This window comes from Nocardiopsis sp. NPDC006832 (assembly GCF_040635885.1).
Classification (GTDB): domain Bacteria; phylum Actinomycetota; class Actinomycetes; order Streptosporangiales; family Streptosporangiaceae; genus Nocardiopsis.
Genome location: NZ_JBEYLC010000035.1, coordinates 23524 through 37143 on the forward strand (window position 1 = coordinate 23524; position 13620 = coordinate 37143).

Annotated in this window: 11 protein-coding genes; 8 read left to right on the plus strand and 3 right to left on the minus strand. The window is 65.5% G+C overall.

The genetic code is table 11. The annotated features are described in order from the left end of the window. Positions 1-66: 66 nt before the first annotated feature. The gene (locus ABZ717_RS17385) at positions 67-1074 is read right to left on the minus strand and encodes an ABC transporter substrate-binding protein (RefSeq protein WP_358511267.1); all 1008 of its coding nucleotides are present in this window, start codon (positions 1072-1074) and stop codon (positions 67-69) included. Positions 1075-1101: 27 nt separating this feature from the next. Next, positions 1102-2118 (minus strand): iron ABC transporter permease, encoded by a 1017-nt coding sequence (locus ABZ717_RS17390; protein ID WP_358511270.1) that lies wholly within the window; start codon positions 2116-2118, stop codon positions 1102-1104. 1183 nt (positions 2119-3301) lie between these two features. Between ABZ717_RS17390 and ABZ717_RS17395 the strand changes: the two genes are divergently transcribed. Continuing rightward, entirely contained in the window at positions 3302-5248 is a 1947-nt protein-coding gene (locus ABZ717_RS17395) for a BCCT family transporter (protein ID WP_358511273.1), read from the plus strand. Positions 5249-5273: 25 nt separating this feature from the next. Here the strand turns inward: ABZ717_RS17395 and ABZ717_RS17400 are convergent, their stop codons facing one another. Beyond that, positions 5274-6179 carry a formylglycine-generating enzyme family protein gene (locus ABZ717_RS17400; RefSeq protein ID WP_358511275.1) on the minus strand — a complete coding sequence of 302 codons (906 nt, stop codon included), beginning with the start codon at positions 6177-6179 and terminating at the stop codon, positions 5274-5276. A 38-nt stretch (positions 6180-6217) separates the two neighbouring features. Between ABZ717_RS17400 and betC the strand changes: the two genes are divergently transcribed. The 7 genes from betC to ABZ717_RS17435 all read left to right on the plus strand — a co-directional run bounded on the left by betC (position 6218) and on the right by ABZ717_RS17435 (position 12717). After that, the gene (betC, locus tag ABZ717_RS17405) at positions 6218-7756 is read left to right on the plus strand and encodes a choline-sulfatase (RefSeq protein WP_358511278.1); all 1539 of its coding nucleotides are present in this window, start codon (positions 6218-6220) and stop codon (positions 7754-7756) included. A 469-nt stretch (positions 7757-8225) separates the two neighbouring features. Continuing rightward, positions 8226-8921, plus strand: coding sequence for an SUMF1/EgtB/PvdO family nonheme iron enzyme (locus tag ABZ717_RS17410; RefSeq protein ID WP_358511281.1), 696 nt, complete (start codon positions 8226-8228; stop codon positions 8919-8921). Positions 8922-9220: 299 nt separating this feature from the next. Continuing rightward, positions 9221-9547 carry a hypothetical protein gene (locus tag ABZ717_RS17415; RefSeq protein WP_358511283.1) on the plus strand — a complete coding sequence of 109 codons (327 nt, stop codon included), beginning with the start codon at positions 9221-9223 and terminating at the stop codon, positions 9545-9547. Positions 9548-9856: 309 nt separating this feature from the next. Further along, a complete protein-coding gene (locus tag ABZ717_RS17420) occupies positions 9857-11137 on the plus strand; it encodes an MFS transporter (RefSeq protein WP_358511286.1) in 1281 nt (426 codons plus the stop codon). Between the two features lie 145 nt (positions 11138-11282). Then, the gene (locus tag ABZ717_RS17425) at positions 11283-11747 is read left to right on the plus strand and encodes a sigma factor (RefSeq protein WP_358511289.1); all 465 of its coding nucleotides are present in this window, start codon (positions 11283-11285) and stop codon (positions 11745-11747) included. Further along, on the plus strand, positions 11744-11872 hold the full coding sequence (locus ABZ717_RS17430; protein WP_358511379.1) for a sigma factor-like helix-turn-helix DNA-binding protein: 129 nt from the start codon (positions 11744-11746) through the stop codon (positions 11870-11872). The genes ABZ717_RS17425 and ABZ717_RS17430 overlap by 4 nt, the downstream gene beginning before the upstream one ends. A gap of 284 nt (positions 11873-12156) precedes the next feature. Then, positions 12157-12717, plus strand: coding sequence for a copper chaperone PCu(A)C (locus ABZ717_RS17435; RefSeq protein ID WP_358511293.1), 561 nt, complete (start codon positions 12157-12159; stop codon positions 12715-12717). The last annotated feature ends 903 nt before the right edge of the window (positions 12718-13620 follow it).

Here is a 13620-nt window from a genome sequence, read left to right on the forward strand (position 1 = left end):
CGAGAGTACGGGGCGGGAACTGCTCTGTGCCGCGACAGGGTGGGAAAACATCCGTGTCATCGCGATTCAGCCCCGCGCGTTGAAGTGTTCGGCGATGCTCTCCAGCCCGTCGACCGCCAAAGGCGAGGCCGGCTCGGTGAAGTTGAACAACTGATAATAAACGTCGCCCTCCGAAACCGCTGAAACAACCCCAAGGCCGGAGCGCCGCGAGAGCGCGTCCTCGGCGTCCTGTTCCGCGCCCTGGTAGAGGACGATGAGGACGTCCGGATCGCGGGTGATGAGTTCCTCGGTCTGGACTTCGAAAACACGTTCATCGATGTCGGCGAAGACGTTCTCGAAGCCCGCGGCCGCCAACTGTGGGTGGGCCATCGATGCGGTGCCATAGGTGTACAGCGGCCCTCCGCCGGCAGAGGGGTAGAGCACCGCGGCGCTGCGGTCCTCATCGCGGGTCCGCCCCTCGACCGCGGCGACACGGTCGGACAGCTCGGCGTTGAGCGTCTCGGCCTCTTGGGCGCGGTCGAATATCCGTCCGTAACGGTCGATCTCTGCGTAGAGATCGTCAAAGGATGTCTCCCCCCTGCTTCCCTCGCAGTAGAGCTCCTGGGTCAGGACCATGGCGCCGGCATCGGCCAGGCCCGCACGGGTGACCCCATCAGGCAGCCCCAGAACCAGGTCCGGGCTTTGGGCGACGACCACCTCCTCGGAGATCATCAGGTGACCGGATGCGTCCATGTCCTCGGAGAACGCCTCTACGTCTTGGACCTTCCGTGCCAGTTCGTCGTCGTAGTACTCCAGCGGGAAGTGCCCGGCACGGGACCGCACACGGTCGAAGACTCCGATGCCATCGAGGATCGTCACCGGCGCGGACTCCAGCAGGGTCACCCGCTCCGGCGGGGCCTCGAACGTGATCTCGTGACCGCAGTTCTCCATGGTGAGCGGATAGCCCTCCGGCGATCCGGCCCCGCCTTCACACTCGACGGTCGCGCCGTCTCCACAGGAGGTCATCACCAGGGCGGCGACAACGGAGAGACACGTCAGGCGGGCCCCAGCCGTAACGGCGGTTCTGAATCTCATGGTCTGCCTCTCTCAGCGGGAGCCACCTCAGATGCCAGAACGTGCAAGCGGCTTCCAGGTGTTCTTGGCGTACATCCGTCGGATCAAGAGCAACAGGAACGGGGCGCCGACCAGTGCGGTGATGATTCCGATCGGCAGTTCGCGCGGTTGCATGAGTACTCGGGCGAGAGCATCGGCCCAGATCAACAATCCGCTGCCCAACAGCGCCGCGACCGGCAACATTCTGGCGTGGACGGCGCCCACCAGACGGCGGGCCAGGTGTGGCAGGACAAGCCCGACGAAACCGATGACTCCGGCTCCGGCAACGGCGGCTCCCGTGCAGACCGAGACCGCTGTCAGCAGTTTGAGTCGGGTCGCGGCGGGGTCAACACCCAGGGCTCGGGCCGTCTCGTCACCGACCGCCAGTGCGTCCAGGGGGCGTGAGAGCAGCATCAGCACAACGGCTCCCCCTGCCACGACAGCGACGATGGTGACCAATGATCCGTCCCAACGCGCCGGCGACAGTGACCCGAGCAGCCAGAACATGACGGTGCGGGAGCCCTCTGCGTCGTCGGAGGAGAAGACCAGGAAGCTCGTGACCGCGGAGAGCGCGTAACCCACGGCGATACCGCCGAGGAGCAGACGGATGGAGGTCGCCTGCCCCCCGGCGTGCCCGAGCCAGAAGACCAGAAGGGAGGCGCCCATGGCGCCCAAGAAAGCGCTGACCGGCAGTGAGTACTGTCCCATGCTCGCACCGAAACCGAAGAGGATCGCCGCGGCGGCACCCGTGGACGCACCCGAGGAGATACCGAGGACGTAGGGGTCGGCCAACACGTTGCGGATCATGCCCTGCAGCACCGCACCGCTCATCGCCAGCGCGGCCCCCACCGCAAGGCCCAGGACCACGCGGGGCAGACGAATGTTGATGACGATGAAGGCTTCTGCCGGGGTCGCTCCGGAATCATCGATCAGCCCGATCTCCTCGGCCGCGACCGCCGCCGTCGTCTGGGGCGGCAGCGAAACCGGACCGATACCGACGCACAACACCGCACTGATCCCTACCAAGAGGAGGAGGCCGACGGTCCAAAGCCGAGCACGTCGTCGTACTGCGGCAGTGAGCTGTTCAGGTGCTTGAGTCGCCACTCGCCACATTGTTGCATATACGAGTGGTCTTCAGCAGATCCGAAGCCCTTCTATTTCCGGTTGAAGGAAATACTATTTATTGGCACTTCAGAATCTTTCCGCCGGCTGCGACCGCAACGAACGCCCCGAGGTCTACATGAGGACCCTTTTCATCCTGTTTCCTCCTGAAGATGCAGGGCGCAACCCCGCACCGGCCATCGGCACCCACTCGTGACAGCGAGAAGCCCCTGTCAGAAGAGGTTTCGACCAAAAAACAACCACACATCAGAGGCTCCGACGCAGTTCCACACCGCCGCGCCGCCCTAGTCATCTCCTACGTTGAACCTGGCGGTCCGCGCCATCTGCACTCATCGCAAGAACACCGGATCCCGAAGGCGCGGGCCCACCCCCTCGGGATCAGCCACGAACCCGGCCTCGCGGGGACTTGAGAGAACCTGCCGCCATGAACCCTCCGATGCCGAATGGACCCTACCCGACCACGCTCCCGTCCACCCACTTCGCGAGGACCTCGCGGACGGCCGAATTCAAAGACGCAAGAAAGTCCTGCTCTCCAGAACATCAAGCATGATCATGACATCGATCCCGAGAAAGAAATGCAAGACAATTCAATCTTCGGACCACGATCCGAAGAGTTGACAGTGGCGTGCGCCACAGTTATCCTACATCAAATATGTCGGAATTTGCATTGTTGGGGCAGCGCCGATCCAGGCACGGGCTCAAGACGGGCCCTACGGTTCGAGCCGTACTTCGCGACCCGACCGGCCTGCGCACCTCTCCTGACACGGTCGGCCACGAGAACGACTCGTGGGAAGGAGCGGCGATCGGTTGGCAGGGCGGCGAACCCTGACCGAGAGCGCTCCGGGGGCATCGAATCGAAATTGCCAGGAACGGTGACCGACACTTTCCGACAACGACATGCGCACAGAGATACACGCGTGTCATTCTGCGGCACCCTCGCCAGTAGGGTGTCCTACTTCTGCCGGCATTCGACAGAGCCACCCCTGCCCTTTCAATCTCCCTGATCAACCTTCCTAACGCGCACTCGCGTCTTCGCGGACCCGACCTGCGCCTCTGCCTGAATATTCACGAGGAGGCCGTGTTTGTAATGCCCGAGAACTCGAACCCGGGAAGAGACGAACCAAGCCGCCGCCGAAAAGGTCGCAAGGACGCCAAGGAAAACGATGAATCCTTGAGCCCGCAGAATCGGACTGGCACCACGGCGTTCGGTAGCCTGGACTACAAGCATCCCGGGTATCCCCACGACACGCACCCGGTCCTGGTTCCAGGCATCGCCATCGACGAGCAGCGTCGCCGATACCGAGTCGACTGGCTCGTGTTCGCGATCGCCGGCTCACTGACGGTCGCTTTCGTCATCTGGGGCGTCTTGTCACCGGAAAGCGTCGCCGGGGTCGCTGAAACGGCCTTCTATTGGTCGACCGACAACCTCGGGTGGATGTTCAATGTCGTGGCCATCGTCGTGCTCGTCTCCCTCTTGGGCATAGCGCTCTCGCCCTACGGGAACATTCCGCTCGGCAAGGACGGCGAGAGGCCCGAGTTCAGTACGTTCTCCTGGACTGCGATGCTGTTCGCCGCCGGACTGGGTGTGGCGGTCCTCTTCTGGGGTCCTTCAGAGCCCCTCGGCTACTTCATCTCGCCGCCTCCACTGACCAGCGAGGCCGAGTCGGTAGAGGCGGTGCACACCGCCCTTGCCCAGATGTACTATCACTGGGGCTTTCACGCGTGGGCCATCTACGCGCTGGTCGGCGGCTCTGTCGCCTACGCGGCATATCGCCGTGGTCGCTCCCTGCTCATGTCCTCGATCTTCCGCGCATTGTTCGGGCAGCGGCTCACGGAGGGCTTTGCCGGAAAACTCGTCGACATCTTCGCGATCATCGCAACACTCTTCGGCACCGCCGCCGCTCTCGGTATCGCGGCCATGCAGATCGGCTCCGGTGTCAGTGTCATCTCGGGTGCCGGGGAGCTCACGAACGACACTCTGGTCGTCATCATCGCGATTTTGACCATCGGCTTTATCATTTCGGCCGTCTCGGGGGTCTCCCGGGGCATCCGCTACCTGTCGAACATCAACATCGTACTCACGATCGGCATGATCGTGATCGTGCTCTTCCTCGGCCCCACGCTGTTCCTCATGAACCTGCTTCCCTCGGCGATCATGGAGTATCTCGGCTCCATGTTCGACATGATGGGTCGCTCACTCTCGTGGGGTGCGGATACACAGGAATTCCAATCGTTGTGGACCGTCTACTATTGGGCGTGGTGGATCTCCTGGTCGCCCTTCGTGGGCATCTTCATCGCACGTATTTCCCGCGGTCGCAGCATCCGTCAGTTCGTCCTCGGCACGATCCTCATTCCGTCTTCGCTGCTCTTCATCGCATACGGGGTGATGGGCGGAACCTCCATCTGGATGTACCGGGACGGCGCGGACGGGTTCACCGATGACATGCCCGCACCCGAGGTGCTCTTCACCCTCATCGAAAATCTGCCGTATGTCGAATGGCTGCCCTATGTCGTGATCCTGGTGCTCGCGATCTTCTTCATCACCGCCGCCGATTCCGCTTCGGTCGTGATGGGGATGCTCACCACACAGGGAGATCAAAAGCCCCGCCGTTGGGTGGTCGTCTTCTGGGGCCTTGTCATGTCGGGAATCGCGATCGTGATGCTCCTTCTCGGTGACGCACTGGCACTGGAAGGGTTGCAGCAGCTCGTGATCGTCACAGCGGTGCCGTTCGCGCTCGTGCTGCTCGTCGCCATCATCGCGTGGTTCAAGGAATTGCGTACCGATCCGCTCACGCTACGCATGCGCTATGTCGAGACCGCGGTGAACAACGCCGTGACCGAGGGAGTGGATCGGTACGGCGACGACTTCTCATTGAAGGTCGTGGAATCCCCGCCCGGGGGTGGGGCGGGCGCCGACATCGACTCCACCGACGAGAGTTACACCGAGTGGTACCAGCGCACCAATGAGGAGGGCGAACCGGTCGGCTACGACTTCGGGACCGGGGAGTGGGCCGACGGCTATGAGGACCGCTGACTCCATCACCCTGGGCCCCCGCCCATCAGCCGACGTCGAGGGCCAGGCGAAGACCCGCGTGGCCGAGGGTCGTGTCCGCGGTCGCCGCGATGCGCGCGGAGGTGCGGTATCGACGGCAGTACGACGCGTGGCACATGTACGATCCGCCTCGCAGCACAGGTCGTCCATCGGTATCGCCGAAGACGCTCTCGGTCCACTCCCAGACATTGCCCGTGGTGTTGTGCAACCCGTAGGCGTTGGGTGCGAACGACACGGCGGGCACGGTGCCCACCACACCGGTCGGCCCATCCGGGAAATCACCGGGGAAGGTGTTCATGCGGGGCACTCCCTCCGGTTCTCGTACGGCGCCCCAGGGGAAGGGTCGCTGTTCGAGCCCGCCGCGCGAAGCGAACTCCCACTCGGTCTCCGTCGGAAGCCGGGCACCGACCCACTGGGCGTAGGCCATCGCGTCCCGCTGCGAGACGTGGGTGACCGGGTGTGCGCCGCGGGACTCCACCGAGGACCCGGGTCCTTCGGGCCGGTGCCAGCAGGCACCCTCGACCCGACGCCACCATGGCGCCTGCGCGACCGCCGGGGCACCGCTGCGCAGCCTCTCGGGCAGCAGCCCCTGGAACACGAGGGAGTCTCCCAACCTCTCGGCTTCACTGCGGTACCCGGTGTCGAGCACGAAGGCGGCGAACTCGGCCACCGTCACCGTCGTCGGGGCGATGGCGAACGGCCCCACCCGCTCCTGGCGAACGGGTCCCTCCCCGTCTTCGGGGTAGGCGAACCGATCCGTGCTGCCCATGAGGAACGTGCCTCCGGCGAGGCCGACCATCCGCAGATCGTCGCTCGCGGTGGCGGCGAGGCGCTCCAGCATCCTGCCGTCGGCGCCCGTCAAGCCCCCCGGCCGTCGGCCGGTCGTGTCGCGTTCGGGACCACAGCAACTCATTCGGACCCCCTTGTTCCGTCTCGTTGGAAGGAAGACTCATGACTCGGAATAGACCGAACATCATCGTGATCCAAGCCGATCAGATGGCGGCTCAGGCTCTCGGGGCCTATGGTGACCAGTCCGCGAGGACCCCGAACATCGACGCCCTCGCCGACGAGGGGGCGGTGTTCGATCGTGCGTACTGCAACACTCCGCTGTGCGCCCCCTCGCGTGCGTCGATGATGACCGGCCGCATGCCCTCGGCGATCGGCTGCTATGACAACGGAGCCGATTTCGCGGCCTCCGAACCGACCTTCGCTCACCGGTTGCGGGCGATCGGGTACCACACCGCGCTGATCGGCAGGATGCACTTCATCGGACCGGACCAGCGGCACGGTTTCGAGGAGAGGCTGACCACCGACGTCTACCCGGCCGACCTCGACATGGTGCCCGATTGGGATCGCCGACCGGAGAACCGGCTTCAGTGGTATCACGACGCCGAAGCGGTGTTCGGCGCCGGAGTCTCGAAGGCGACGGTGCAGCAGGACTTCGACGACGAGGTCGGTTTCCGTACCCTGCGGCACCTCAACGACAGGGTCCGTGTCAACCAGGCCGCGGGAGAGAACCTGCCCTTCCTGATGGTCACCTCGTTCATTCATCCGCATGATCCGTACGAGCCGCCACGCGAGCACTGGGACCGGTTCGCCGACGTCGAGATCCCCGATCCGGCCCATCCCGAGGTTCCCGACCCCGAGCAGGATCCGCACAGTCATCGACTGCGGGCGATGAGCGGGTTCGACGTACGGGAGCCCGGTATCGAAGAGGTACGCAGGGCCCGCCGCGCGTACTACGCCGCGGTGAACTACATCGATGACCACGTCGGCCGCGTTCGCGAACGCGTCGAGGAGCTCGGGCTGGCCGACGAGACCGTCATCATCGTCACGAGCGACCACGGTGACATGCTGGGCGAGAAGGGCCTCTGGTACAAGATGTCACCGTACGAGCAGTCCTCGCGGGTACCGATGATCGTGCACGGACCTGAGCACCTGGTGCCCAGGGGACGCTTCGCCAACACGGTCTGCCTGCTCGATCTGATGCCGACCCTGCTGGAGCTCTCAGGTGCCCCCGCGGTGAGCGGGCAGGACGGGCGGTCGCTGTTGGAGACAGCGCGTCAAGAGCGCGCGGGCGAAGCAAGCCCCGAGGATCGCGACATCGTGATCGAGTACCTCGCGGAGGGCACGTTGCGACCCCAGTTGACGTTGGTGCGAGGGCACCTGAAATACGTGCTGTGCCCTGGCGATCCGGAGCAGTTCTTCGATCTCTCGGTGGATCCGGACGAACTACGCAATCGCGCGGCGGCGCCCGAATGCGCGGAGATCGTTCGGGAGATGCGGACGGCGCTCCAGGCGCGATACGACATCCCTCGCCTGGAATCCGACGTGCTCGCGAGCCAGGCGAGTCGCCGTCTCGTCGCCGAGGCGCTGCGGAAGGGGCGGGTGCGCCGTTGGGACTTCGAACCCGAGCCCGAGCAGCGCTACGTGCGTGGCGACTTCTGGGGGGCACTCGGCTACGGGAAGGTCTCCGACCCTTCGAGATGAGTCCGGTACGGGTCGGGCTCACCGTCTCGTTGTGAGCCCGCCCCGGCGCCGTATGCCAAGGAGCGCGGATGGTGCACACCATCGACCACATCCGGCCGTTGCGGCGGGGCGCCACGAGGAACGATCCGTCCGCCTCATTGCGGTGGTCCCGGGTTCCGCCTCCAAGGAGAACCGGTCGACCCATTCCACACACCCGAACGGTTACCGATAGGTTTGACGAGCAAAGCGTCAGACTCATCGCGCAGAATGCGAATAATGGCGGATCGAATTCAGGAACGCGGTGGCTTCCAGGTCCTGATGTGCGATTCGGGCGGACCCGAGGTGGTCACCACGGAGGATGCGTATGACCTCATCGGCGCGGTTTTCCTCGGCTCCGAAGTCGTATCCGTGCCCGCAGAGCGGTTGGAGGAGCGGTTCTTCTCGCGCGGCCGGCGGAGCCCGGCCCCGCCCGAACACGGAAACAATTCCCATGAGTCTTGAACGAACGTCGGCCACCACGAGCTCCGTAGCGCTCATCGGTTTGCCCAGCGGCCAGATCAGACTGCGCGACGAAGGCACCATGACGGGCTGGAGCGTCGATGTGGCCGCGTTCCGTCTGGCGCCGCACCCGGTCACCCGCGAGCTGTACGGGGCCGTGCGGGGCGAGGCACCGGAGATCGACGCGAAACGGCGCAAGCCGGTGACCGAGGTCTCCTGGATCGACGCCGTGCGCTTTTGCAACCTGCTCTCGCTGTCGGAAGGGCTCGAACCCTGCTACACGGAGATCGACGAACCGAACGCGGAGGACGTGGGTTGCGACCGGGAGGCGGACGGCTACCGTCTCCCGTCCGAGGCGGAGTGGGAGTACGCCTGCCGGGCGGGGACCCCCGGGGTGCGGTATGGCGAGCTGGACGACATCGCCTGGCACCGCGGGAATTCCAAGGACGAGGTGCACGACGTCGCCACACGGACCCCGAACGCCTGGGGACTCCACGACATGATCGGCAACGTATGGGAGTGGTGCTGGGACACCTATAACCCTGCGGTCTACGGTCCATATCGGGTTTTCCGCGGTGGAGGCGCCCACGACCTGCCCCGAGCGTGCAGGGCGTCCTGCCGACGCAAAAGCCATCCGACCTTTCGCATCGACGACCTGGGTTTCCGACTCGCCCGGTCGGCGCGATAGCACGATGAGGTGATCCCCGCGACTTTGAATTGAAAGCCGTGAACCGGACCGCGTGGAAGATATGACCGTTCAGCGAACATAGACGTGGAGCCCCGGGTAGAAGACGAGGCGTCGAATCTTGCCGGACTACCGTGAAAGACTCCACGTGGTCACCCATCGTGCCGTCCTCGACGTCCCCAGGGAAGTCGTCCTCTTCCTCTCCCGCCTTGTGGCCACCGAACACAAGCCGCGCGGCACCCGCGAGGGGACCCGTGCCCCGTCCTGCCACCACCAGGCGTTCATGGCGCTGCGCCACCTCCGTGAGGGGACCGACCGCTCGCGATCACGGCATCGGCCGATCCACCGGCTATCGCCACATCGACGAAGCCACCGCCGTCCTTGCCGATCAGGCCCCGGACCTGCACCATGTCACGAGGCGGGCGTGCCAGGGCCCACTGTCGACCCTGGACAACCGCACCCTCAACAAGCTCCAGTGGGGTGTGCGTCGTCTGAGCGAGCACGGATTCGCGCTGGTCACCCAGCGATGGCGGCTGCTCCAGCCCATCACCGCCGGCCCCGGCAAGATCGGGGATGTCGCCGGAGCCGCCCTTGTACTTACTCATTTCGAGCATGGGAGCCCGACCTGAAAATCGTTGGGATCACCTCGGCGGCGACGGAATATCCGCTATCGATCTCGTCATAGCGTTCCACGGTGAATCGCTTTTCGCTGATGAACGATACCCGATCCATCCACTGGACATTCCCGTGACAGATGTCCACCGATTCGATCAGGGGCACCCGTTCCCGGCCTGCACGAGCGCTCTCTGACCTGCCCCCGGATAAGTTCGACGACCTTGATCAGCATGACTTCTCTGTTAACCTGACGCGGCGTTCCGGTGCCTCTGTTCGGGATCGACCCGAAACACCTGTTCGCCAGGAAGATCGGTGTTGAATCCATGCCCGGCTCCCCGAGCAAGGTGTCGACGGCGCCACTCGGTGGAAGTTTCTGGGCCTTCTGGGCCGCGTCGCTGACCTCCAATCTCAGCGACGGCGTGGCGATGGTCGCGATACCGTGGCTCGCGTCTTCATTGGCTCCAGATAATGCCGCTCTCGTGGCATTAGTGGCTACTTTCGGGCGACTGCCCTGGCTGTTTCTGGCGCTTCCCGCCGGGGTCCTGGTGGACCGAGTACCCAGGTTCACGCTGATGGTCGCCGCTAATTCCCTGCGCATGCTGCTCTGGGTACTTCTCGCCGTCGTGGTGTTCTTCGGCTGGGTGTCCGTCCCCCTCCTGGCGGTGTTCGCACTGGCCTTTGGTGCACTCGAAGTCTGTTACGACACGGCGGCCGAGACCACGGTGGCCTCCTTGGTGGCCAAGGAGCGGCTGGAACGTGCGAACGGAAACCTCCGATCCGGGGCCCTGGTGGCGCAGGAGTTCGGTGGCCGTCCTCTGGGCGGTTTCGTGCTGACGCTCGGGTTGTTCGTCCCGTTCCTGTGCAACATCGGTGCGCTGGCGGTGTCGGTCGTGGCTTTGTTGCGAGTGCGCGCCACCGCTCCTCCGGCCGGCGCCTCCCTCACCGCGCTCCCCGGCCCACGAGGGCTCCGTAGTGCGGGGTCGGACCTGGTCGAGGGTGTGCGGGCTCTGTGGAATCAGCCGCTTCTGCGAGCCGTGGCGGTTGTGGCGGTGTTCGTCAACACCGCCTTCGCGACCATGCTCTCCACACAGGTCCTGTTCGTCCGCGACACCCTGGGCCTCGGTTCGGCCGGCTTCGGGCTGCTCATGGCCTTCGCGGCGATCGGGGGGATCGTCGGCGGCCAGATCGTTTCGTGGCTGCGCTCGGTTCTCCCATACGGCACCCTGCCGGTGGTGTGCCTGACCGGAAGCGGACTCCTGTACCTGGCCGTGGCGCTGTTTCCGGTCACGCCGGTGGTGGCCGGGGTGTACTTCCTCGCGGGCGGTCTGGTGTTGGGATACGGGGTCTCCATGACCTCCATTCGCCAGAGGATCACGCCGGATCACCTGCTGGGCCGGGTGAACGCCGCGATGCGCACCGTCACCTGGGGCATGAGCGCTGTGGGCATGGCGCTCGGCGGCGTGATCGTGTCCTTCCTGTCCCCGCACATGAGCCAGGCGGACGCGCTTCGCGCCCCCTATGCCTTGGTGAGCGTGGTCACTCTGACCGTCGTGGTGTTCTTCGGCCGAAAGCTCACCCATCTCGTGCGCGAGAACGACGTCTGATCCGCTTCCCGCAACACCAACGAGGCCGTGCGTTCCGCCGCGCTCTTGGGCATCACCTCCACCGACCCCCGCTCCGGATCGACGTCCTCCCACCTATCCGCCACACCATCGGAGTCGTTTCCCTGAACGGGCCGGTTCCCGAGGAATGTGGCCAACCGACCACCACGCCGACGAAACCGCCCCGGACACCGTTCCGCACTCGCCCCCGTCCGCCGATGTGCCGGGCCTTCTGGTCTCCCAGGCGCGATCCGGGCACGCCGAGGCCTTGGAGTCCCTGTTCACGCTGACCCGAACGGACGTCACCCGCTTCATCGCGGGGCGGGTCACCTCCGAATGGGTCGAGGACCTCACCCAGGAGACGTTCTCCAGGGCACTGCGGGGGTTGCCGCGCTTCGCCGGGCGCTCCTCGGTGCGCTCCTGGCTGTTCTCCGTGGCCCGCTACACCGTGGCCGACCGCTACCGCCTCCAGGCACGCACCCCCGGGCGGAGTCCTTCCCTCCTCTGGAGGACCCGCGCTCCCTCGCGGAGAACGGCCGGTTCGACGAGTACCTGGCCCTGTGGTCCCTGCTGGATCAGCTCCTTCCCGACCGGCGGCGTGCCTTCGTCCTGACCCAGGTCGAGGGTCTGCCCTACGCCGAGGCGGCCGAACTGCTCAAGGTCCCGGTGGGGACGGTGCGCTCACGGGTGGCACGCGCCAGACAGCACCTGATCGAGATGCTCCGTGCCGCGGAGTGAACACCTTCCCGTACCCGACGTGAGAGCGAGACCCGACGTGAACCACGTGACCGCGACGAAAACGCTCCTGGCGGCTCTGGGCTTGGCCTTACCGACCGGTCCGACCGCCCGCGCCACCGTCGGCCCGGTCGGCGGCGCGGCTCTTCGCGATCCCGCCGCTCGAAGACCGGGAGGCCCGGCTCGGTCAGGAGTTGTTCGGTGAGTGGCCCCTCGTCCGGAACTTCGGACCGCGTGCGAACGACTGGATAGGGGAGAAGAGATGCTCCCGCAGAAACGGAAGACACATGAACGGTCACACCTTCACCGGCGGCCGCTGGGCTGTCGCGCTCGCCACGGCGTCCCTTTTCGTTGCGGGGCTGACCGCGTGTGGTGCACCCGACGAGGTCCAAGCCCAGGGATCTGAGCACAGTGACAGGGGCCAAGCCGAACAGGAACATATCCGGATCACCGAGGCGTGGATCCCCGAACCGGCCAATCCCGAGGTCGGCGTGCTCTATCTACGGGCGCACAACACCTCCGAGTCCGACGACCCGATCGTGGACGTGTCCACGAGCGCCTCGGAGGACGCCGACCTGTGCAGTACCGAGACCACGGAATCGGGGGCCGCGCAGATGCGGGTGGTCGAGGAGATCCCCCTTCCCGCGGGAGGGTCGACCGAGCTCGTGGACGGCGGTCACCACATCATGATCAATGACATCGACGCTCCACTCGAACCGGGAGAGGAGATCTCCGTGACCCTTGGGTTCGGCAGCGGTGCGGTGGTCGAGTTCGATGTACCGGTCGAGCCGCTGGGCAGCGGTGACGGTCACGACGACACGGATCACGGGCACGGGGGGCACCACTGAACAACCGCCGGGTAGCGCTTCCGCGCGCAAGCCATCGCGGAGGCGACGAGTTCCGCGTCAGCGCTCTGACGTGGATCTGCTCGATCCGGCAGAACCTGGCCTCCCATCGTCTACGGCGGCTGCGCACGGCCGTTCTCGTGGGCTCACCACGGGGAGGGACGGTGTTCCTGTACGGGCTCCGGCCCCTGGCCGTGGAACTCTTGGGCCTCCTGATCCTGGACCCGGAAGGCCCCGCACACGGACAGGGATGGGCACCACGGCGATGCCGACCAACGAAGTCCGGGAAAACTTCCGTTGGTCGGGAACCTCTTCACCGACAGGGACGACTTCTACTGTGAGCGTTCGGTTGCGCTCGCCACAGAGGACGGTCCGGTGTACCGAATCCCGCGGCATCGAGGAAACACGGAGCCTCCGCCGCTGGACACACTCGAATCGATCCGAGATCCGGTCTGCTCCACCAGCCCGGTCGCGGCACCGCGGTCACCTCGGTCCACCGCATGCGGCCACCGGAACAGGTGTGTGGACGATGGTCGGATTTCATGGGGGTGTTCGGGCAAGCGCGGTCCCGAACGCCCCCTCGGTCCTTCCTCATCGGCCCCGACCGCAGACCGTGCGGCGGCCGACCCTCGACGGGAGGGAGCGAGAGAGTATGACGCGAGCCGAGTCACATGACGGGACGTCCGGGGAACCCGTCGGCACCCCCGCTCACCCTTTCCGGCCATCGAAGATCGGAGAAACACGGAGAAGTTCTCTGATTCGGTCCCACGTCCGGGTCGGGGGTGGTCAGCGTGTTCGATGGTGCTCAGGATCGCCGATCGACCCCGCCGGGAAGGTCGACCGCGACGCCCTGCGGCAGCTGATCGGCCAGGAATCGGCGGTGGGGCCTTGCCCTCGCCGCCGAGA